This is a genomic window from Flavobacterium magnesitis, from assembly GCF_041729735.1.
Lineage (GTDB): Bacteria > Bacteroidota > Bacteroidia > Flavobacteriales > Flavobacteriaceae > Flavobacterium > Flavobacterium magnesitis.
Window position 1 is genome coordinate 217,080 of the sequence record NZ_JBCFQK010000004.1, and the last position, 20,147, is coordinate 237,226.

Here is a 20,147-nt window from a genome sequence, read left to right on the forward strand (position 1 = left end):
ATTATTACATTACAAATTTACAACCATCACAAGCGTTTTCCACTTAACCTAGATTAAGAAAAAAGAACAGTTATTTAATTGATTCTTTTGACTTGTGTTTTTCTATTCAAAAGATAATAGAATGAGTAATTTATTGGATGATAATTATATAAACATCTTTCATATATGTACAACATCTATTGAACTAATAAAGAGTAATTTCGGGATTTTAAAAATAATCTCAAAATTTCCAGGATGATTAAATTATATAACGTGATGCTATTACTTTTTTTAATTTCTTCTAGTGCTTTTTCACAAGTTGATTTTAATAAAGTAATTATCAGGAAAAACATGTCGCAACAATGGGAATTGGATAGTATTGATAAAAAAGGAACTTTTAGATTGGTTTCCTATCGTCCTATTTATTTTGCTGCTGCCCGCTGGTCCAGTAAAAGTAATGAAGAGCCTTTTGACGAAAGTGGCGAATTTGCAACGAATGATAAAGATATTTTTAACAACATTGAAACCAAATTCCAAATCAGTTTTAAAACAAAATTAATTCAAGGCTTGCTTTTTGGTAAAGGCGATTTATGGGCGGGATATACCCAAAAAGCACATTGGCAGGTCTATAACAAGAAATTGTCCAGAGCGTTTAGAGAGCTTAATTATGAACCAGAAATAATTTTAAATTTTCCTATGAATATTAATTTGTTTCAGGGAAAAATTAGAACCTTTGGAGTTATATTCAATCATCAGTCTAACGGAAAAGACATTCCTACCTCAAGAAGCTGGAATAGAATAATCTTAAATATTGGTTATGAATATGATAATTGGACTGTAAATTTTAGACCTTGGTACCGTTTGCCAGACACCGAAGATGAAAATCCAAGAATAACTAAATATGTTGGAGACGCAGAGTTAGAAGTAGGGACACACTTTGGTAAACACGAATTTTATACTATCATCAATCATTCTTTCAGTACTTTTGAAAAAGGAAATATCCAGCTGAATTATGTCTTTCCTATCCACGGTCATTTAAGAGGACATGCTCAGGTTTTTCACGGTTATGGTGAAACTTTAATTGATTATAATGTAAGTCAAACCACTATAGGAATAGGAGTTTCTTTTGCTAATTGGTGAAAGAATTATTTATTTTCGCAACAAGCGCGATTTCATCTTACTAAAGAATTCTGGAGTTACACCTATATACGAAGCAATTTGTTTTTGAGGAATTTTATGAGCTAGATTAGCATATCTTTTGTTGAACTTCTCAAAGCGTTCCTCGGCAGACAAACTTAAATTATCTATTAATCTTTCCTGGTTAGCTACCAATGAATTTTCAGTAAGAATTCTAAAAAAACGTTCCAGCTTAGGGATTTCAGTATAGAGAAGGTCTTGATTTTCTTTAGAAAGTACTACCACTTCGGCATCTTCTAAAACTTCGATAAAAAGATTACCTGGTTTTTGAGAAATCAAACTGTACATATCACCCATCCACCATCCTTCACAGGCAAAGCTCAAAACGTATTCTACAATATTATCATTGATATTGAAACTTCTTAAAATACCTGAGTTTACAAAGTAAGATTGTTTGCAGATTTCTCCTGAATTCAGCAAGATGGTTTTGGCTTTGTACTGATGAATTTCAGTTTTACTCAGGAAAAGCTGTTTTTCTTCGGCAGTAAGTTGAACGTGTTTTTCTATATTGTTTAGAATCAGAGACATTGTTCTTTTTTAAAAGTTGACTCTGCAATATAGTAATTTTGATGTGTTTGTTTTTTTCTTTTTAAAGAAGAATTTTTATGATAGTTCTGTGTAATAAATGTTTTTTAACGTTTAATTTAATTAATATTGTTATTAGTATAGCAGGATTCTAAAAGAGAATTTTGATATATAAAAAAGAATTTTACTAAGTTGTTAATTTACATGTATATAGGAGTTATTCGCAATGGCTGAAACAAAAGCAATTAATAATGGACTGTTAGTTACAGAACTGATGATGGGTAATGAAAAAGCCTTTAGTGAGCTTTTTAATACATATCATAATGATGTATATGCTTATAGTTTGAGTATGCTTAAAAATCAAACCCTTGCCGAAGAAATTGTCCAAGATGTATTCCTAAATATCTGGCTACATAGAGACAGATTGAATCCTGATTTATCATTCAAGTCTTACGTATTTACCATTACACGTAACCTAACATTTAATCTTATTAGTAAAGTAGCAAATGGGCATAAGCTTAAGGAAGAAGTATTTTATGTAAGTCAAAAGTCCTATAGTCCAGTTGAAGATAGCATTACAGAAGCTGATTATGATGTTATAAAAAAGAAGGCTATTGAACAATTGCCTCCTAAACGTAGAATTATTTTCGAAATGTCCCGTAATGAAGAAATGAGTTACGAGGAAATAAGCCAAAAATTGAATATTTCTGTAAGCACTGTAAAAGGTCAAATGAGCAAAGCTTTAGCCGATATTAGAGTTTTTTTACAAAACTATGATGATGTTAAATTTCTAATAATCCTTATTTCATCTCGCTGGCTTGAATAACAATTTTTTAATTATTGTTATTTTTATTTTCTTCTATTTGTTTTTATTTTCTTCTATTTTTCTGTTTTTTATTTCTGTTTGGTTATTATTTTTTTATTTTTCGAAAAAAATAATAATACTCGATAGTACTTTTCCTTTTCTCATCTGTATTATATATAAGAACATATAGTATGCAACACGATAATCATATCCAAAAAATAGTAAAAAAATTTATTCTGAATCAATGTTCTAAAGAAGAGGTTGATGAAGTTGTGCAGTATATCCAAGGATTAACTAATTCAAGCGAGTTTCCAAGTGTAGAAGATGTGCTGGCAATTTTAGACGAAAAACCAATGATGAATGAGCTTGATGCAATTCGAATTCAGAACAAAATACTAGCAACTCCTCAAAAAGAGGAAAGTATATTTTTTAAAAAGAAATCTTATTTTATCAAATATGCAGCTGCTGCAGTTTTTGTGGGTGTTTTATCTACAGCTTATTTTTTTAAAGATGTTCTTTTTAAAACCACAGTTCAAACTGTTCCTGTTATAGTTAAGCAAGATGTAAAGGCAAATGAACCTGGTAGTGATAAAGCCATACTTACTTTGGCAAACGGATCGCAAGTAGCTTTAGTAAACGGATCTTCATTGAAAACACAAAATGCCAAAAGTAATGGTGAAGGAATTGTTTATGAAGCTCAAGAAAGAAATACAAATGCAGTAAACTATAATTATTTGACCATTCCCAGAGGAGGTAAATTTTTTATCAAATTGTCTGATGCTACTCAAGTGTGGTTGAATTCTGAAACTAAAATAAAATTTCCAGTAGCTTTTATTGAGGGACAAACCAGAAAAGTTGAATTAATTTATGGAGAAGCCTATTTTGATGTGTCACCAAGTACAAAGCATAAAGGAACACATTTTAAAGTGGTTAGTAATAAACAGGAAGTAGATGTTATTGGTACTGAATTTAATATCAAAGCTTATAAAGATGAAGCTAACATCTATACCACTTTAGTCGAGGGCAAGGTCAATGTAAATATGGAGAAGAAAACACAAAGATTAATGCCTAATCAACAATTACATTTTAACACCGCAACAAGTAGTTCCTTTGTAAAAAAGGTTGATGTCTATAGTGAAATAGCATGGAAAGAAGGTGTTTTTAGTTTCGAACAAACTACACTTAAGGACATGATGAAAGTATTATCTCGCTGGTATGATGTTGATTTTGTATTCAAAAATAAAACAATTGAAAATGAAGTTTTTGATGGTGTTTTAAGAAAAAACCAAAGCTTAGATGAAATTTTAGGAAGTATTAAAAATTTTAAAATTATAAAAAACTATGAAATAAAAGAAAAACAAGTAATTCTGGAATAAAACCACGAAGTAAGCACAGTACTTACTTTATTCCACACTATTATCGATTCCCTATTGTATAACCAACCAACCTGAAAATTATGAAAATTAAAGCACTTAATGTCTCTGTTCCTGTTAGAGAAGGGCTAATTAAAACTGTTATGAGAGCATTTATTTTTTTATGGTGTACCAATGTTTTTTGTCTCAACATAGGCAGTACATATGCACAAGTGAATGTAATTATTAAAAAGGATCAATCAGTAACAATTTATGAGGTATTTAAACTTATAAAACAACAAACTGATTTGAATTTTATTTACCCTAGAAAAGTTTTTAAAGACATTCCAAATGTCGAATTAAAAAAAGGAACAATTTCAGTAACTAAATTGTTAGGACAATGCCTTTCCAGTAATAACCTCAATTTTGAACTAACAGATAATAATACCATTTTAATTAAAGAAAAAGCTGTAGTTGTTCATAATAAAGTACAGCAGCAAATAATAAAAGGAAAAATTACGGATGATTCTGGACAACCTCTGCCAGGAGTAAATATTGTTGAAAAAGGAACTACAAATGGAATCCAAACCGATTTTGATGGTAATTTTTCAATAAATGTAAAAGGTGAAAAAGCAACTTTAGTAGTTTCTTACATTGGTTTTAAAACAACAGAAATTGTATTAAATGGACAAACGAATCTTTCAATTAAATTAGAAGAAGACTCCGCTAAGTTAGAGGAAGTAGTGGTTGTTGGTTACGGTTCCGTTAAGAAGAGAGATTTGACTGGATCAGTGGTTTCTGTGGGTGCAGATAAATTAGAAGGACGGTCGAATTCTAATGTACTTCAATCGCTTGCAGGACAGGCAACGGGAGTACAAATTACACAATCTCAAGGTGCTCCAGGTCTTGCTCCTACAGTAAAAGTACGTGGTGCTTCTTCCATCAATGCAGGAACTACACCGCTTTATGTTATAGATGGTATTCCGTTAGAAGACAGCTCAACAAATTCAACTGATACTGGAATTACAACAGGAAGTAATTTAAGTTTTAATCGAAATCCTCTAAATTTTATTAACCCTAATGATATTGAGTCGATTGATATTTTGAAGGATGCTTCTTCAGCTGCCATTTATGGTTCCAGAGGAGCAAATGGTGTTGTTATCATTACAACCAAGCAAGGAAAAGCAGGTAAAACTAAAATTGATGCCACTTTTGAAACTGGTTTTTCTCATGTAAATCGTAAGACTGATGTGATGAATTCTTCTGAATTTATTGCTTACAACTCGGCTGCAAGAAACAATTCATGGGCTACAATTGTTGCTGCAAATCCATCAGCTACCAGAGGAATTAATGTAACTGTCCCTGTGGAATTCTCTGATCCGGCTTGGATTGCCCGTATCGGGAATGGAACAGATTGGCAGGATGTTGCCTTTAGAACTGCACATAACAAAAATTTTCAACTGTCGGCTTCTGGCGGTAGCGAAAAAACACAATTTATGGTATCCTTGGGTTATTTAGATTCTGAAGGAGTTGTGGATAGAAATACTTATGAACGAATTAATCTAAGATCAAATATCAAGCATAAGTTTAATGATAAAATCCGAATGGGAATGAACGTTGGTCTTAGTCGTGCCAATGAAGCGCCTTACGGTACAGGAGGAAAAAGTGACGTGGTGAGTTTGGCCTTACAAAGCACCCCGTTTTTTCCGCTGTATGTTGAAACAGGAAGTTTAGGGTTTAAAGATCCAGCTTCAATTTGGAATACATTTGCAAAATATGGTTTCCAGCTTTGGCATCCTTATTCATTAACTAGAGAAGCAACTGCTAAAAAAGTAACCAATATATCAACTGTTACTTCTTATCTGGAATGGGATCTTATTAAAGATTTAACTTTAAAAACTTCTGCGAGTTCTAATATTGAGAATACAGTTCATAATTTCTATTGGAATGCAGGTCAAAACTGGGGCTACTCTGGATGGGTGCCAGCACAGGCTGATTTTAAAACTTTGCAATCGAACAATTGGATTTCAGAAACTACACTGAATTACAGTAAAACATTTAACGAAAATCATACTTTAAATTTATTAGCCGGTTATTCGGCTCAGGAACAACGTACCGATTTGAGTAGTATGACGGCAGGGAATTTCCCAAATGATTTAGTGCATACTCTGAATGCAGGTGTTGTAAATGCAGGAAATACTTTTTCAGAAGAATGGTCTTTAGTTTCTTATTTGGCTCGTGCCAATTATTCTTATAAAGGCAAATATTTAGCTTCGGCTGCCGTTAGAGCGGATGGATCTTCCCGTTTTGGAGCAAATAACAGATGGGGTTATTTTCCATCAGGATCGCTTGCATGGCGCATTTCTGAAGAAGAATCTTTTAAAGATGTTTCCTGGTTGACTAATTTAAAAGTGAGGTTAAGCTATGGAGCAACGGGTAACAATTCGATTCCAAACTATGGATCTATTGGAGTATTAGGTTACAGCCCGTATGTGAGCTCAGGTACTGTAAACCAGGGAATTTATACTTCAAATTTTGCGGATAAAAATTTGAAATGGGAAAAAACAGGTCAGACTAACTTTGGGGTTGATTTTAGTGTTTTTGATGGACGTATAAAATTCACTGGGGATATTTATTATTCGAAAACAAAAGATTTATTGCTGAATGTGCCTATTCCAATTCTTTCTGGTTTTTCTTCTACTTTAACCAATATTGGAGAACTAGAAAACAGAGGAGTTGAATTAAATTTTAGCACACGCAACATTGATAGTGAATTCAAGTGGACTACCGATTTGAATATTTTCGCTAACCGAAATAAAGTTTTAAAATTAGGTGTTAACGATGCTCCAATAGATATAAATGTGAGTAGTATGACTTCTCGCACTGCGGTAGGAAAACCAATTGGGATGTATTACGGTTATGTTGTTGATGGTGTAATAATGACGCAAGCAGAATTGGATAGTAAAGCGTATCCGGTATGGCCAGGCAGTGAAGCTGGTGATCCAAGAGTAAGAGACGTTAATAATGATGGTAAAATTGATTCTAACGATCGTACTTATCTTGGAAACAATCAGGCTGATTTCCAATGGGGATTGACTAATAATTTTTCTTACAAAGGATTTGAACTTTCTGTTTTGGTACGTGGTTCACAAGGTGGAGAAATCCTGAATCATAATGCCCGATATTTAAAATCAGGAGTAGGAGGAGGAAACCGTAATATGTATGCTGTTGTAAATAATTATTGGAAATCGGAGGCGGAACCTGGAAACGGAATGATTCCTAAACCGCGTATGTTGCCAACAACTGTTCACGATTTTGGATCTAGTTACTGGGTAGAAGATGCGTCATTTGTTCGTATTCAAAATATTCGTTTAGGGTATAATTTACCAAAAAAGCTAGTTGAAAAAATGAAAATCAGTAACATTAAGTTATATGTAAATATGGAAAATGTACATGTATTCTCTGATTATTTAGGTTTTGATCCAGAGGGTAGTACGTATCAATCTGGAGTATTGGTTGGCTTTGATTACGGAGCTTATCCAAATCCTTTTACTGCTACAGCTGGGATAAATGTTAGTTTTTAAAAAAATCCAGACCAATCATTTAAAACTTAAGAAAATGAAAAAAATAATATATACCGTACTTTTTTGCAACTTATTTCTATTAGGATGTAGTTCCGATTTTTTAGATAAAGCGCCTATTTCGAATGCTAATGAAGCAGCATTTTATAAATCCCAAAAAGATATTGAAACAGCCATGTGGTCTGCTTACAATTCGCTTTACACCTTGTATGGTCCTGAAAGTTTGCCATCTTTCTATGGTGAGTTAATGTCTGATAATGCATACAGTGATAATGCTGCGGGAAGAATTCAGGATTATGAAAGTTTTGAATTACACACCATGACTATTGATAATGAGTTAGTATTCAATTTCTGGAACAATTATTACAAGGCAATCTACATTGTAAATAATGTTATTGCCAGTGCCGAAAGACTGGAATTTGCTAATCGTGATGCCTTAATTGGCGAAGCTAAGTTTTTACGTGCGTTGTACTATTTTGATATGGTTCGGGCCTGGGGCGATGTGCCATTGGTTAAAACTCCAATCAGTATTGCTGATGCTTATGCGCAAGGACGTACACCAAAGGCTCAGGTTTATGCTCAAATTATAGAAGATCTGGATTTTGCAGCAGCTAAACTACCCGTAAAATCAAGCCAGCGTTTTGTAGGTGCTGCCAGTCAGGAAGCGGCAAATACTTTATTAGGGAAGGTGTATTTAACAATGGGAAATAAAACAAAGGCGGCTGAAACTTTGTTGAAAGTGTATGGCAAATTTAGTCTGGTTCCTTACGCTGATTTATGGGATTTAACTAAGAAAAATAATGTGTCCTCTATTTTTGAAATTCAATATAAAGGTGGTCTGTCAAGTCCTTATAGCTTGTATTGGGCTATGTTTTCACCAGTTGATAATCGTGTTGTGACGTCTTGGGGTGGAGGGTTTAACCAAATTACAAATGATTTATGGAATGCCTATGAAGCGGGTGACCCAAGAAGAGCAATATCAATTCAGGATGGCTATCAAACGGCTAACGGTTCACGTGTTGAGGTAAAATTCCCAATTAAATGGAGAGATACAAAAGCTCCCGTTGTTGGTTTAAGAGAAGCATCGGATAACAATTTTATGATTCTTCGTTATGCAGATGTGCTTTTAATGTTGACCGAAGCAACTTCTGATCCAAAATATTTGAACGAAGTTCGCACCCGTGTGGGTTTACCACTTTATGGAACCGTTGGTTATCCAACGAAATACAATACAGTTGAATTGGCTTTGGAACATGAAAATCAGGTTGAATTTGCATCTGAATTCCACCGTTGGTTTGATTTAATACGAACTGGAAGAGCAATTTCAGTAATTAAAAGTAGTAGTAAAAACATCACTATTACGGAAGAGGAATTGTTATTGCCTATTCCATTTTTAGTAATCAATCAAAATCCGGATGTGATTACTCAAAATGAGGCTTATAAATAAAGATTAGTATTTGAGTTATTGGTTAGTTTAGTTAGGTGTAGAGACCGTTTCCTTGTCAAATAGACTTGGGAGCGGTCTTTACTTTTTGTGATGTTAATTCGAATAATTTTTAAACATATAAATCCATAATAACCTTGATAGTCGAATGTTTAATGGAGACAATGCGACTATTACAGCCATAATAATCGGAATTATTCTTAAGTCGAAAGTTTCTTGAAAAAAGAAACTGCATATAACATAAGTTGTAATTCCCTGAGCCACTGTTAACCCATAATTGACATACATAGCACCAAAAAAATAACCCGGTTCTTTTTTGAATTTATAATGACAATGCGAACAATATTCGTTCATTTTTGGGAAACTGAATTTAAAAAAAATACTATTTTCTTTAAAAATTTTTCCTTGATGACAATGTGGACAATCATTTTTCAGAATATGGATAAGTGTATTTGACATGATTTCTATTTTTTTCAAAGGTATTTATTATCAATCTGCTAGCTATTTTCTATATTCGCTTATTATAGGACAAAAAAGACATTCTTAAGGTGAAAAAATATCCCATTTATAGTATACAACAGTTTAATTGCAATTCAGTAACCAGCGATTTGTATATTAATACGTTTAAAAATCACTTGATTAATCATAGTTTTATAGAAAAGCCACACCGTCATAATTTTTATTTGTTGGTTTTTTTTACCAATGGTTCAGGAATCCATGAGGTCGATTTTGACCGATTTGATATTCGACCGGGAAGTGTTTTTGTGTTGCAGCCAGGGCAAATGCATCATTGGATTTTATCAGAAGATATAGAAGGCTTCATTGTTTTTTATACTGCCGAAATGTACAATTTGTATTTTGGAAATAAGACCATCGAAGATTATCCGTTTTATTTTTCGGTGCAAAATAGTCCTGAAATTGTATTGGAAAAAGAAGAAATAAAATCCATTTTGCCTTATTTCGAAAATTTGATTGCGGAGATGCAAACCAATAAAGTACTGAAACGCGATAAAATTATGAATCTATTGGATATAATTCACATTGAACTCGCTCGTAAGTACAACGAAATTTACATTCACGAAGCCCATTCGTATAATGTAAAAATTAAAAGTCTGGAGCAGCTTTTAGAGAAAAAATTTAAAGAAGAAAAATCGGCGGCTTTTTATGCTTCGGCATTGAATGTTAGCTTGAAACATTTGAACCGAATTTGCAATGAAATCCTAAAAAAAACAACCACCGAAGTGATTGTAGATCGGGTGATGCTGGAAGCAAAACGAATGCTGCTTGACAAAAACTGGACAGTAAATGAAATCGCCATCGAGTTGGGTTATGAAGATTACTCTTATTTTACACGTTTGTTTAAAAAACACACTACGGTAACGCCTACCGCTTTTCGATTATTGAAAAAAGATTAGGAATTATTTCTTTTTAAGATAGTTTTTTTAACCGCAAATTGCACAAATTTCCTCAAATTACTTTATTTAACGAATTCATTGTCCTTAGCTTCCGCAGTCGAGCGTCAAATGTTTGAAGAATACGCAAAAAGAAAAGCTGTTTGAGTCCCGATGCTTCGGGACGAGTTCTTTTCTTTTAGTATTCGAAAACTAATTTGACCGACTAGGAAGTGTAAGACTTGAAATCGAAGATTCATGAATACCAAAAAAACAATATAAGCGCATGAATATTTTTTTGTTTCTTTTTTTGATCAAGCAAAAAAGAAAAATTAATTTACAGTTACTAAACTCGCCGCTTTTATAGCATTTTCTACCACTTCTTCAATTGGAGTTTCCAGAGTATTGTTGGTCAAAGCTACTCCCATTCTTCGGTAAGGTCTTGAAGATGGTTTGCCAAAGATTCTGAAATCGGTTTTCGGTAAGGCAGCAATTTTTTCAATTCCGCTATAAGTTGGATTCGCACTATTTTCCGAAGCTAAAATTACAGCACTTGCTCCCGTTTTTTCTAAGTTTATTTCGAAAATAGGTAAACTTAAAATCGCTCTAAGATGTAATTCGAATTCATTGAAATTTTGTGTTCCGGCCAATGTTACCATTCCGGTATCATGTGGACGAGGCGAGAGTTCAGAGAAATAAACACCATCATCGGCTAAGAAAAATTCCACACCAAAAAGTCCTGCGCCACCTAAGGCTTCGGTCACTTTTTCGGCCATATCTTGTGCTTCGTACAAATCCTTATCAGAAATTCGGGCAGGTTGCCAGCTTTCCTGATAATCGCCACGTTCTTGTCTATGTCCAATTGGCGCACAGAATAAAGTACGATTATTGTTTTGTGTTACGGTCAATAAAGTAATCTCCGAATTGAATTTGACAAAAGCTTCCACAATTACTTCCACCACATCGCCACGAGAACCTGCAACAGCATACTCCCAGGCTTTTTCGATATCAGCTTCCGTTTTTATCGTGGATTGTCCTTTTCCTGAGGATGACATTAATGGTTTTACCACACAAGGAATCCCAACTTCGAGAACGCCTTTTCGTAACTTTTCGGCTGTTGTGGCATAACGATATTCGGCAGTTTTTAATCCTAATTCTTTAGAAGCTAAATCCCGAATGGCTTTGCGATTCATTGTAAAGTTGGCCGCTTTGGCCGATGGAACCACGGTAATTCCCTGTTTTTCGTAATCGTAAAAGCGTTCGGTACGGATAGCTTCTATTTCGGGAACGATAAAATCTGGATTGTGTTTGGCTACAATTTTATCTAAAGCATCGCCGTCTAACATATTAATCACTTCAAAATCGTGAGCGACTTGCATGGCAGGAGCATCTTCATAACTGTCCACCGCAATTACGGTTTGCCCGATACGTTGCGCAGCGATTACAAATTCTTTACCGAGTTCGCCTGAGCCGAGAAGAAGGATTTTTGCCATTTTATGATTTTATTGCGAGGAACGAAGCAATCACATTTAGTAATTCTCGTTGCGACTGTTTTGTTCTTTGTAAGGACTAAATTTTGAAAAAATGATCAATGAATACTATGTTCTATAGGCTAGCGCAAGCGTCTCGCTTGTGCCCGTAATCAAAATTATTAGGTTTTTAATTTCTTTGTGTGCACGAGCGAGACGCTCGCGCTAGCTGGGCCAAATCATTCAAATGTAAAACTAACTTTCTATTATTGCAATTAACTAAATCCTTTGTAGTAGCTGTCGGTAGCCGTATTTTAGTTAAATTTACTGTATTGTGTTTTTCTGTCCAACCATTTATTTGCAATTTCTTCATTATATTCGATATCGATGTTCCAGTCAGAAGCATCAATTTCGATATTCCAAAAGTCTTCATCTGTAGATATAATAATGTTTTCAAATATTATTCTCCTACCATGTGCTTTTTCTCCGCGATTAGATAAAAATACTTTGGTTGAATTACCAAAATACTTTTTGATTTCATCTCTTCGTTCAAATTGATTTTTTTCTCTGCTAGAAAATTTTGTATAATAATTAGGACGTATTGAGTTATTTAAGAGATAATCAAATTTGTCATGATTTAAGTTACATTGGGAATCAAATATATTGACTCCAGAAATTGTTTTGGGTATGGAGAAAAAATCTTTAAATAATTGAGATATTTCTGAATTTTTAGAAAATTCAAAACATCGAAAAGTAACTTTATTTGGATGTAAAATGGCTAATTTAGTTGCTAACCAATTATAATTTGGTTTTTGCTGTTTACTTAATACAGCAACATTTGGAATATTATTAAGTATTGTTTTGTTAGGCTCTTCATATCCAATACTATTAATTACTTTAAAATTTGCGACTGAATAAATATGGATTAATTCTTCATCAAAGTTTTGTGAAGTCTTTGAACTCGGTACAGAAATACCTAAATCACTATACTTCGTAAATAATCTTTCAAATTCGTTTAAGTATTCATCACTTAATTCTTCTTTTATAAATAAGAAGAATTTTTTAGAATATAAAAAAACTGAATTTTCGTTATCAATAATTTGATGTATTTGTTTCTGAATATCTTTATTTTGAATGTTCTGATAAATAAACCCCAAAATAAAATCTTTAAGTGTTAGTATTTTCATCCTAATCCATTAATTGAAATGCCAAATCATAAGATACATCATAAAATCCTTTGGGAAAATTGGGAGTTAGTTTACCTGTTTCAGGATTAATATAATGAAAAGATTTGCTCATTTTTTTTTCATGTTTTTTAAAATAGTGTATTGATACATCTTCCGATTTAAGATTCAGTTTTTTATTTTTTATTAAGACCTGTAGCATTCTGATAATATGTTCGCTATGAGTTTCAATAAAATATACATTATTTTCTCCAATGCTTAATAGGGTTTCAATAAACTTGGCTTGTAAATGAGGATGTAAATGTACTTCTGGTTGTTCAATTAAAAGAGTTTGACCAGAAAGAATTTTATTTCCATTTCTAACCGTCCTTGTTCCTTCTGAAATAATTGCTTGTGCAAAAATTGGTAGTTGAAGTGAAACTCCAAAACCTACATCTTTTATGTTATTCTCAATATCATCAATTTTCACTCTAAACTCTTTTGTAAAACCTTCTTTTTTTATTGTAAAGTTTTGAGCAATTCCAAATTCTTGAAGAATAGTTATAAATTTTTCTTCAAATGTTTTTTTGGTTGTTGATGTATCTATGAAATCAATTAAATCTTTAAGATTTTTAATTCGAAGTGTTTTCTTTTTATCTCCTTCAATATATACTCTTTCAGCAATTTTATGTAATAGTGGATTTACGTATTCAATTTTGCGTAGTTGTATTTGAAGATAATTTTGTGTAATAAGCAAATATCCAATACTCCAAAAGATTCTTTCAATTTCTGTAGAATTTATGTTCTTATTTTTCTCTATATTTTCTTTTAAATCAGAACCCGACACAATTGTTAAAAATCCCTCTTTATCGTATTCAACATCTGTTATATTAAATGTTTTATTATAATAGTTACTCTCAAATATTATTTCACATCTTTCTTTATCACCAATAATGTAAATATCTTCTACAGTATTATCGTGATTATTATCTTCATTTCTTAAAAATTTGATTTTTACTATTCCTAAATTGTCATTAGAAACACTAAAAACAATATTTTTATGATTATTCAAATCGTTACAAACTTCAACGGCTAAAGTTGTGGAGACATTCTCTACATTTGTAAGATAAGATATGACTTCGTTTTTCTTTTCTACACTTCTTTTTTCTTCGTCTTCATCTCTGTTTTTTGGGAAAGTTTCATTGAAGAAAAATGCATTGTAATCTTTGCCAAATTCAAAAGAGAAGGAAAGGTTTCTATCTATTTCATGGTTATATATTGTTTCAAAGTAATTCCCTAAATCTGTTTCATCTCCAGATAAAGTTAAATTATAGTCGCTGTTGTTTGGAGATCTCAAGCTTTGTTTTAAAGAAAGTAAAAATTTAAAAATACTACTTTTTCCAGCGCTATTTTCGCCTATTAATATATTAATTCTAGAAAAGTCAAATTCTTGATTTAGAAACCCACGATAGTTGTTTAGTCGAAGTTTGAACATATGTTCTTAATTTAATTTTTAACAAATATATTAATTTAATCTTGGATTCTTCTTTCTGCGTTAAAATGGCTGCCTACTAGTTTATAGATTTGATAAAATCAGACTTATCTACCTTAATTTGGGTGTTTAAGTCTGATTGCTATCGTACTTATTTATTCCTCAAATATATAAAAATATCCTACAAAATACTTCTGTAACTCGTTTTGTTTCCCAATCATTTACTTTAAAGTTTCCAGTTGTATTTGTAGTTTTTTATTTAGGTGTTTTTGTAGTAACGGGATTGTGGGTTAGGGATAGTAGTGGAAATCCTTTTATTTTTTCTTTAAAAATAAAAGATTGAAACGGATAGCCCGACCGGAGGGAACCCCAAAAAAAATAGTTTAAAAATTTGGATATAGACACTTCAAATGGTAAACTATTTACAGCAAGAAACCCTGTCAGAGTTCAAAACTCTGACAGGGTTGTATAAAATATTTTACAACTTAATTTCAGTCATTCGATCATCGATAAAACTAAATCCCCAACCTGGTAAATCGTGTGGTTTTGCAAAACCATCCTGAATAACCATAGGATTATCAATCAATGGATCGACCCAGTCAAAAGATTCTACTCCCACGCCATTTGAAATGGTACACAACAACGGAACATCATAATCCTTGTAATAATGCGGGAGCACAGGCAGATGAAAACTTTTAGCCAAAGCCGCACTTTCGCGCCAGGCTTCGACACCACCAATTCTCAAAATATCGGGTTGCCAAATATCCAAAGCATTTCTGGTTGCTAATTCTCTAAGCGGTAAAGTATCGAATTCTCTTTCTCCCATAGCGAGAGAAATTCCAGTTTGGTTTTTCAGGATTTCGTAACCCTGAAAATTTTGGTGATGTATGGGTTCTTCAAACCAGTTGATGTTTAAATCTCTGGCTTCCCGTGCTAACTTCATTGCCGATGGCAAATCCATTCCCTGATTGGCATCCATCATGATATCGACTTTGTCGCCCACGGCTTCACGCACTAAACGCAAACGCTCCACATCGGTGCTGACTTTTGGCGAACCTACTTTTATTTTAACGGCTTTAAATCCTCTATCTGCATAATTGGTTACTTCTTCGATCAATTCGTCAATAGAATAGGAAATCCAACCGCCGCTTCCGTAAATGGATACTTTTTCTTTGTGTGTGCCTAAGATTTTATGGATGGGTTGTCCCAAAGTTTTTCCCCAGGCATCCCACATGGCAATATTGATGGCGGCTTGTGCCCATCGCAATACTCCCTGGTTTCCAAAATATTCTGCTAATTCATCCAGCTTTTGGTAAACAGCCGCTGTTTCGTTGGCTTTATAACCTTTGATAACCGGAATAATATCTTTTAATGCGCCAACAATCGCATTAGGAGAATACTGAAAAGACAACAAATAGGATTCGCCAATGACTCCGTTTTCCAGTTGGATTCGCATGACGATGAAAGCAATTTCCGTTAGCGTATGCGTGGCATCCGATATTGGTTTTTTTAGTGTGGTGGAAGCCTTGTATAATTTGACGTCTCTGATGGCTGTATCTGTATTCATGTTATGTAGTTTTTAGAATTACAATATTACGACTCTAAAACCAACACTATTTACACAATAAATGGATTTTTAAACACTATATTGATAAAGAATAGTGTATTTTTAAAGCTTGTTAAACCATTGCAATGTAGAAATGAAAGCAGAATACCGAAGTATCAGTCCGTCGCCGGGTAGTTCTTTTAGTACGACTCTTTTTGAAGGCAAAGAATTTATTGCTTCCTGGCACTTTCATCCTCAATATGAACTAACTTATATTTTGGGGAGTAGTGGTATTCGATATGTGGGCGATAATATGGGGAATTTTGAATACGGCGACTTGGTTTTGGTGGGTTCGAATTTGCCGCATTGTTGGAAAACCATTGGCGAACAAAAGGAAGAAGTACGCTGTATTATTGTGCAATGGGATGAAGAAATGCTCGAAGACTGGTTGGAGAAAAAAGAATTTCAGCACATTAAACAACTGTTGGCTCTGGCTTCGAGAGGAATTCGGTTTGATTTTGAAACGGCTTTGAAAGTCGAAAACAAATTGTTAAGCTTGATTGATTTGCCTCCCTTTGAACGCCTTTTGTCTTTTTTGCAAATTTTACAGGAATTGGCTGTGAATGCCAATCATCATTTTTTGGCAGGAGAAGGTTTTACGGCTAATTTGACTATAAAAGAAAGTGAGCGCGTGAATTTGATTTACAATTACGTCAAGGAATATTACAACCAGCAAATTAGTCTGGACGATGTTTCTAAAAAAACAGCAATGAGCAAAGAATCCTTTTGTCGTTTTTTTAAGAAAACGTTCCGCAAGTCTTTTTTTGAGTTTATCAATGAATACAAAATTAGTATGGCTACCAAAATGCTTATCAATACTGATTTAACGGCATCTGAAATTGGATACAACGTAGGTTATAATAATTTGAGTTTTTTTAATCGTCAGTTCAATAAGTTTGTAAAAATGTCGCCATCTAAATACAGAAAAATATATCGGGATATTTAGTTTTTTAAGGTTTGTTTTAAAGTAAAAAAGCCAAGTGCCCCTGCAATTAAAGAAGAAATTAAAATAACCAATTTAGCATTGTTGATGATTATTTCATTTTCGAACGCAAGTAAGGTGATGAAAATTGACATTGTAAAACCTATTCCTGCCAAAAGACCAACACCAAAAATAGTTTTCCAAGTAAGACCTGGTGGAAGTTTGCAAAATCCAAATCCAACTGCTGCATACGATAAAATAAAAATCCCCAATGGCTTACCAACAATAAGCCCCAGCAGAATACCTATACTGTAATTTTCGGCTAAAGTTTCTTGAATGTTTCCACTAAAAATGATGGCTGTATTGGCTAATGCAAAAAGGGGTAAAATGAAAAATGCTACTGGTTTATGCAAAAAATGTTGCAAAATATAAGAAGTAGAATTTTTATCTCCATTACCAAACGGGATAGCAAATGCTAATAAAACTCCTGTAATTGTAGCGTGAATACCAGAATTAAGCATGAAGTACCACATGGCTACACCGCCAATTAAATAGGGGATGAGGTTTCGAACTTTTAATCGGTTGAAAGCTAAAAGTAAAGCAAAAATACCTAAAGCAATAAATAAATTTGTTAAAATCAGGGTTTTTGTATAGAAAATGGCAATGATAATAATGGCTCCTAAATCATCAATAACGGCTAGTGCTGTTAGAAATACTTTTAGAGTTACAGGTACACGGTTACCCAAAAGCGATAAGATACCCAAGGCAAATGCAATGTCGGTCGCCATAGGAATTCCTGCTCCTGCTTGTGTAGGAGTTCCATAATTGAATAGTAGATAAAGTCCCGCAGGAAATACAATTCCACCAATCGCGGCAAAAATGGGTAACATGGCATTTTTTATGTTAGAAAGTTCGCCATGGTAAATTTCTCTTTCTAATTCTAAACCAATGAGTAAGAAGAAAATAGTCATTAATCCATCGTTAATCCAATGTCCAATACTATGGGTGCCTATTTTAATTTGAAACAAATGTTGGTAACTGTCTCCAAAGATTGAGTTGGCTAGAAATAAAGATGCCAATGTACAGGCTATTAATGCAATTCCACTCGATTTTTCACTATCAAAAAATTCTTTAAATAATGTAGTTGCTCTCATTTGTTGATGTTTAATTTAACTTTTAAAAACTGAAATGGATTTCAGTTTTTAGTGTTTTTTTAGTGTTTTTTTGTTTGAAAAATAGCCTTTTTTCAAAGGTACTAATTTTATTTGGTTATATAATTGGGTGTTTTTTGACAATATAACAACAAACGAAATTATAAAGCTTACCTTGTGTAAAAACTCATGTCTATAACCCATCGTGTCATTCTTGTGGAAGCATTATTTGCTAAATTAGAGCAAGAAATTGTGTTCTTTCAAGCAAGTTCGACTTTAGGTTGTGTGGCAGGTTGTGGAAAATGCTGTACTAATCCTGAAATAGATGCTTCTCCACTCGAATTTTTACCCTGGGCGTTTCATCTTTTCTTAAACGGAAATGCTGAAAATGTTTTATTGGACTTAAAAAGCAGCAGCAAAAGTATCTGTTATATTTACAATCCACTTTCGTTACTCGATAGCAATAAAGGAAATTGCAGTGAATACCCATACCGTGGTTTAATTTGTAGATTGTTTGGCTTTGGAGCCAACAAAGACAAATACGGACAATTCCGAATATCTACTTGTAAAATAATCAAAGAAAACCAAAAAGAAGCTTTTGAAAAAACGTCAACAGACATTAATGACGGACTTGTCATTCCCATTTTTACCGATTATTATATGAATCTTTCTCAAATAGATTTTAAATTAGGAAACATAATTCTGCCCATAAACCAAGCGCTGATTTTTGCTATTGAAGAGGTTTTACAGTATTATGCCTATCGACCAATGCCGAATGGTTATAATAATTGTGCGTGATGGGTTTTTATACAGATGGATTTTTACACAAACTTGTCCTCCCGACGAAGGAGGGATCTTCGCAATATGAGTTTGAAATAGGATTTTTTTATAAATTGTATTTCGATTTTAATACTTCTATTAATTTTTCTATTTCGTTATCAAATTCCACATAGACTGTTTCTTTTGTTATATCTTGTTTAGCAAGTTTTTCGAGTAAGACTTCTTTAGATTTAGGATTAATAGTGTATTTTATAAATTCATTCTTTAAATCGGCTTGATCTTCCATGGGTATTAAGCTTTTATTGAAATCTTGAACTGAGAATTTGCCTTTTTGAACTGCAATTCTTTTCATTGCTATTTTGTCTTCATATTTTTTTGCTGAAAAAGAACTGCTGTTACAAATTATATTTAAATTTTTATTATAAGGATTTATTAAAAAGTGTTTATCACAAAGCCAATTTAAAGGTGTTTTATAGATCCAAAATTGACCAACTTCCTCTTAGTCACTTTCTACTGCGAAAAAAAGAGCAATTTCAGGTTTTAAGCTCCAATCTAAAAGACGAGTTGGAATTCTGAAATGCTGCATCTGTTCAAGCCATCTCCAATCATTTTCATAATCTGAAATTTCTTCATTTAGATGAATAATATTTTTGTAATCAGAAATATTAGTAACCAGTTTTTTAAAATCATTAATTAAATTTTCTTCTAGTTCTTGTATTTCTTTTGCAGATTTACAACAACGTGCAATACCTGATTTTAATTGATATGTTTTTTTTGAATGTCCTCTATATAAAGGTTCAAATAATGGTTTGGGTTGCCAGGAAAGTGTACCAGCAGAAGCATAAGAAATAATATTTTCAAAATCTTCATAATCATTAATGTCAAATTTTTTCATAAATATTGTTATTTAGGAACGTTGTTGGTTAAAAGCCAATTTATTGTTTTGCTTTTTTTGTCGAAATTTCAGTGATTATTTCATTTACTAATGCATCATCTAAAGTTGATTCAAATATTTTATAGAAACCTTTATTAAAAAGTAAAATATTAAAATCCCATTTGTCAAAATACTTTTCGACAAAATCTAAAGACCACGGTAAATTTGAGTTTTGACTTAATTCTTTCCAGTTCCATTTGTAAGTATATTTATTGATAAAATCTAATGACCACGGTAAATTTGGATTAGAACTTAAACAATACCAATCCCATTTATGAAAATATTTATTGATAAAATTTATTGACCAAGGTAAATTTGGATTGTAACTTAAAATGTTCCATCTCCATTTTTCTATA

18 protein-coding genes are annotated in these 20,147 nt (G+C 32.8%); 8 read left to right on the forward strand and 10 right to left on the reverse strand.

Going from position 1 to position 20,147, the window contains the following annotated elements:
• Nucleotides 1-234 precede the first annotated feature (234 nt).
• Nucleotides 235-1,119 (forward strand): phospholipase A, encoded by an 885-nt coding sequence (locus tag AAGV33_RS04975; RefSeq protein WP_373390844.1) that lies wholly within the window; start codon nt 235-237, stop codon nt 1,117-1,119.
• 9 nt (nt 1,120-1,128) lie between these two features.
• Here AAGV33_RS04975 and AAGV33_RS04980 read toward each other — a convergent pair whose 3' ends face one another.
• Nucleotides 1,129-1,704 carry a Crp/Fnr family transcriptional regulator gene (locus AAGV33_RS04980; RefSeq protein WP_373390845.1) on the reverse strand — a complete coding sequence of 192 codons (576 nt, stop codon included), beginning with the start codon at nt 1,702-1,704 and terminating at the stop codon, nt 1,129-1,131.
• A gap of 223 nt (nt 1,705-1,927) precedes the next feature.
• On the opposite strand from AAGV33_RS04980, the gene AAGV33_RS04985 reads away from it, so the two are divergent.
• The 4 genes from AAGV33_RS04985 to AAGV33_RS05000 all read left to right on the forward strand — a co-directional run bounded on the left by AAGV33_RS04985 (nt 1,928) and on the right by AAGV33_RS05000 (nt 8,886).
• Entirely contained in the window at nt 1,928-2,527 is a 600-nt protein-coding gene (locus tag AAGV33_RS04985; RefSeq protein WP_373390846.1) for an RNA polymerase sigma factor, read from the forward strand.
• Between the two features lie 170 nt (nt 2,528-2,697).
• On the forward strand, nt 2,698-3,882 hold the full coding sequence (locus AAGV33_RS04990; protein ID WP_373390847.1) for a FecR family protein: 1,185 nt from the start codon (nt 2,698-2,700) through the stop codon (nt 3,880-3,882).
• 80 nt (nt 3,883-3,962) lie between these two features.
• Entirely contained in the window at nt 3,963-7,442 is a 3,480-nt protein-coding gene (locus AAGV33_RS04995) for a SusC/RagA family TonB-linked outer membrane protein (RefSeq protein WP_373390848.1), read from the forward strand.
• Nucleotides 7,443-7,476: 34 nt separating this feature from the next.
• Nucleotides 7,477-8,886 carry a RagB/SusD family nutrient uptake outer membrane protein gene (locus tag AAGV33_RS05000; RefSeq protein WP_373390849.1) on the forward strand — a complete coding sequence of 470 codons (1,410 nt, stop codon included), beginning with the start codon at nt 7,477-7,479 and terminating at the stop codon, nt 8,884-8,886.
• A 93-nt stretch (nt 8,887-8,979) separates the two neighbouring features.
• Here the strand turns inward: AAGV33_RS05000 and AAGV33_RS05005 are convergent, their stop codons facing one another.
• Nucleotides 8,980-9,342 carry a DUF983 domain-containing protein gene (locus tag AAGV33_RS05005; RefSeq protein WP_373390850.1) on the reverse strand — a complete coding sequence of 121 codons (363 nt, stop codon included), beginning with the start codon at nt 9,340-9,342 and terminating at the stop codon, nt 8,980-8,982.
• Between the two features lie 89 nt (nt 9,343-9,431).
• Between AAGV33_RS05005 and AAGV33_RS05010 the strand changes: the two genes are divergently transcribed.
• Nucleotides 9,432-10,298: a helix-turn-helix domain-containing protein gene (locus AAGV33_RS05010; protein WP_373390851.1), complete on the forward strand. Its 867-nt coding sequence runs from the start codon at nt 9,432-9,434 to the stop codon at nt 10,296-10,298.
• A gap of 308 nt (nt 10,299-10,606) precedes the next feature.
• Here AAGV33_RS05010 and purT read toward each other — a convergent pair whose 3' ends face one another.
• The 4 genes from purT to AAGV33_RS05030 form a co-directional block, all read right to left on the reverse strand.
• The gene (gene purT / locus AAGV33_RS05015; protein WP_373390852.1) at nt 10,607-11,767 is read right to left on the reverse strand and encodes a formate-dependent phosphoribosylglycinamide formyltransferase; all 1,161 of its coding nucleotides are present in this window, start codon (nt 11,765-11,767) and stop codon (nt 10,607-10,609) included.
• Nucleotides 11,768-12,057: 290 nt separating this feature from the next.
• Entirely contained in the window at nt 12,058-12,930 is an 873-nt protein-coding gene (locus AAGV33_RS05020; RefSeq protein WP_373390853.1) for a hypothetical protein, read from the reverse strand.
• A gap of 1 nt (nt 12,931) precedes the next feature.
• Entirely contained in the window at nt 12,932-14,401 is a 1,470-nt protein-coding gene (locus tag AAGV33_RS05025; protein ID WP_373390854.1) for a DUF3696 domain-containing protein, read from the reverse strand.
• Nucleotides 14,402-14,876: 475 nt separating this feature from the next.
• On the reverse strand, nt 14,877-15,965 hold the full coding sequence (locus tag AAGV33_RS05030; protein ID WP_073241367.1) for a mandelate racemase/muconate lactonizing enzyme family protein: 1,089 nt from the start codon (nt 15,963-15,965) through the stop codon (nt 14,877-14,879).
• A gap of 133 nt (nt 15,966-16,098) precedes the next feature.
• Here AAGV33_RS05030 and AAGV33_RS05035 point away from each other — a divergent pair, with 133 nt between their 5' ends.
• Complete coding sequence (locus AAGV33_RS05035; protein ID WP_373390855.1) at nt 16,099-16,950, forward strand: AraC family transcriptional regulator; 852 nt, start codon at nt 16,099-16,101, stop codon at nt 16,948-16,950.
• Here the strand turns inward: AAGV33_RS05035 and nhaA are convergent.
• Nucleotides 16,947-18,080 (reverse strand): Na+/H+ antiporter NhaA, encoded by a 1,134-nt coding sequence (gene nhaA, locus AAGV33_RS05040; protein ID WP_373390856.1) that lies wholly within the window; start codon nt 18,078-18,080, stop codon nt 16,947-16,949. The two genes, AAGV33_RS05035 and nhaA, sit on opposite strands and share 4 nt — an antisense overlap.
• Nucleotides 18,081-18,266: 186 nt before the next feature.
• On the opposite strand from nhaA, the gene AAGV33_RS05045 reads away from it, so the two are divergent.
• Complete coding sequence (locus AAGV33_RS05045; RefSeq protein ID WP_373390857.1) at nt 18,267-18,875, forward strand: YkgJ family cysteine cluster protein; 609 nt, start codon at nt 18,267-18,269, stop codon at nt 18,873-18,875.
• Nucleotides 18,876-18,963: 88 nt separating this feature from the next.
• Here the strand turns inward: AAGV33_RS05045 and AAGV33_RS05050 are convergent, their stop codons facing one another.
• From AAGV33_RS05050 to AAGV33_RS05060, 3 genes are all read right to left on the reverse strand, one after another.
• Nucleotides 18,964-19,209: a hypothetical protein gene (locus AAGV33_RS05050; RefSeq protein WP_373390858.1), complete on the reverse strand. Its 246-nt coding sequence runs from the start codon at nt 19,207-19,209 to the stop codon at nt 18,964-18,966.
• A 147-nt stretch (nt 19,210-19,356) separates the two neighbouring features.
• Nucleotides 19,357-19,752 carry an FRG domain-containing protein gene (locus tag AAGV33_RS05055; RefSeq protein WP_373390859.1) on the reverse strand — a complete coding sequence of 132 codons (396 nt, stop codon included), beginning with the start codon at nt 19,750-19,752 and terminating at the stop codon, nt 19,357-19,359.
• A gap of 40 nt (nt 19,753-19,792) precedes the next feature.
• A partial coding sequence (locus tag AAGV33_RS05060; RefSeq protein WP_373390860.1) for a hypothetical protein occupies nt 19,793-20,147 on the reverse strand: 355 nt, incomplete at its 5' end.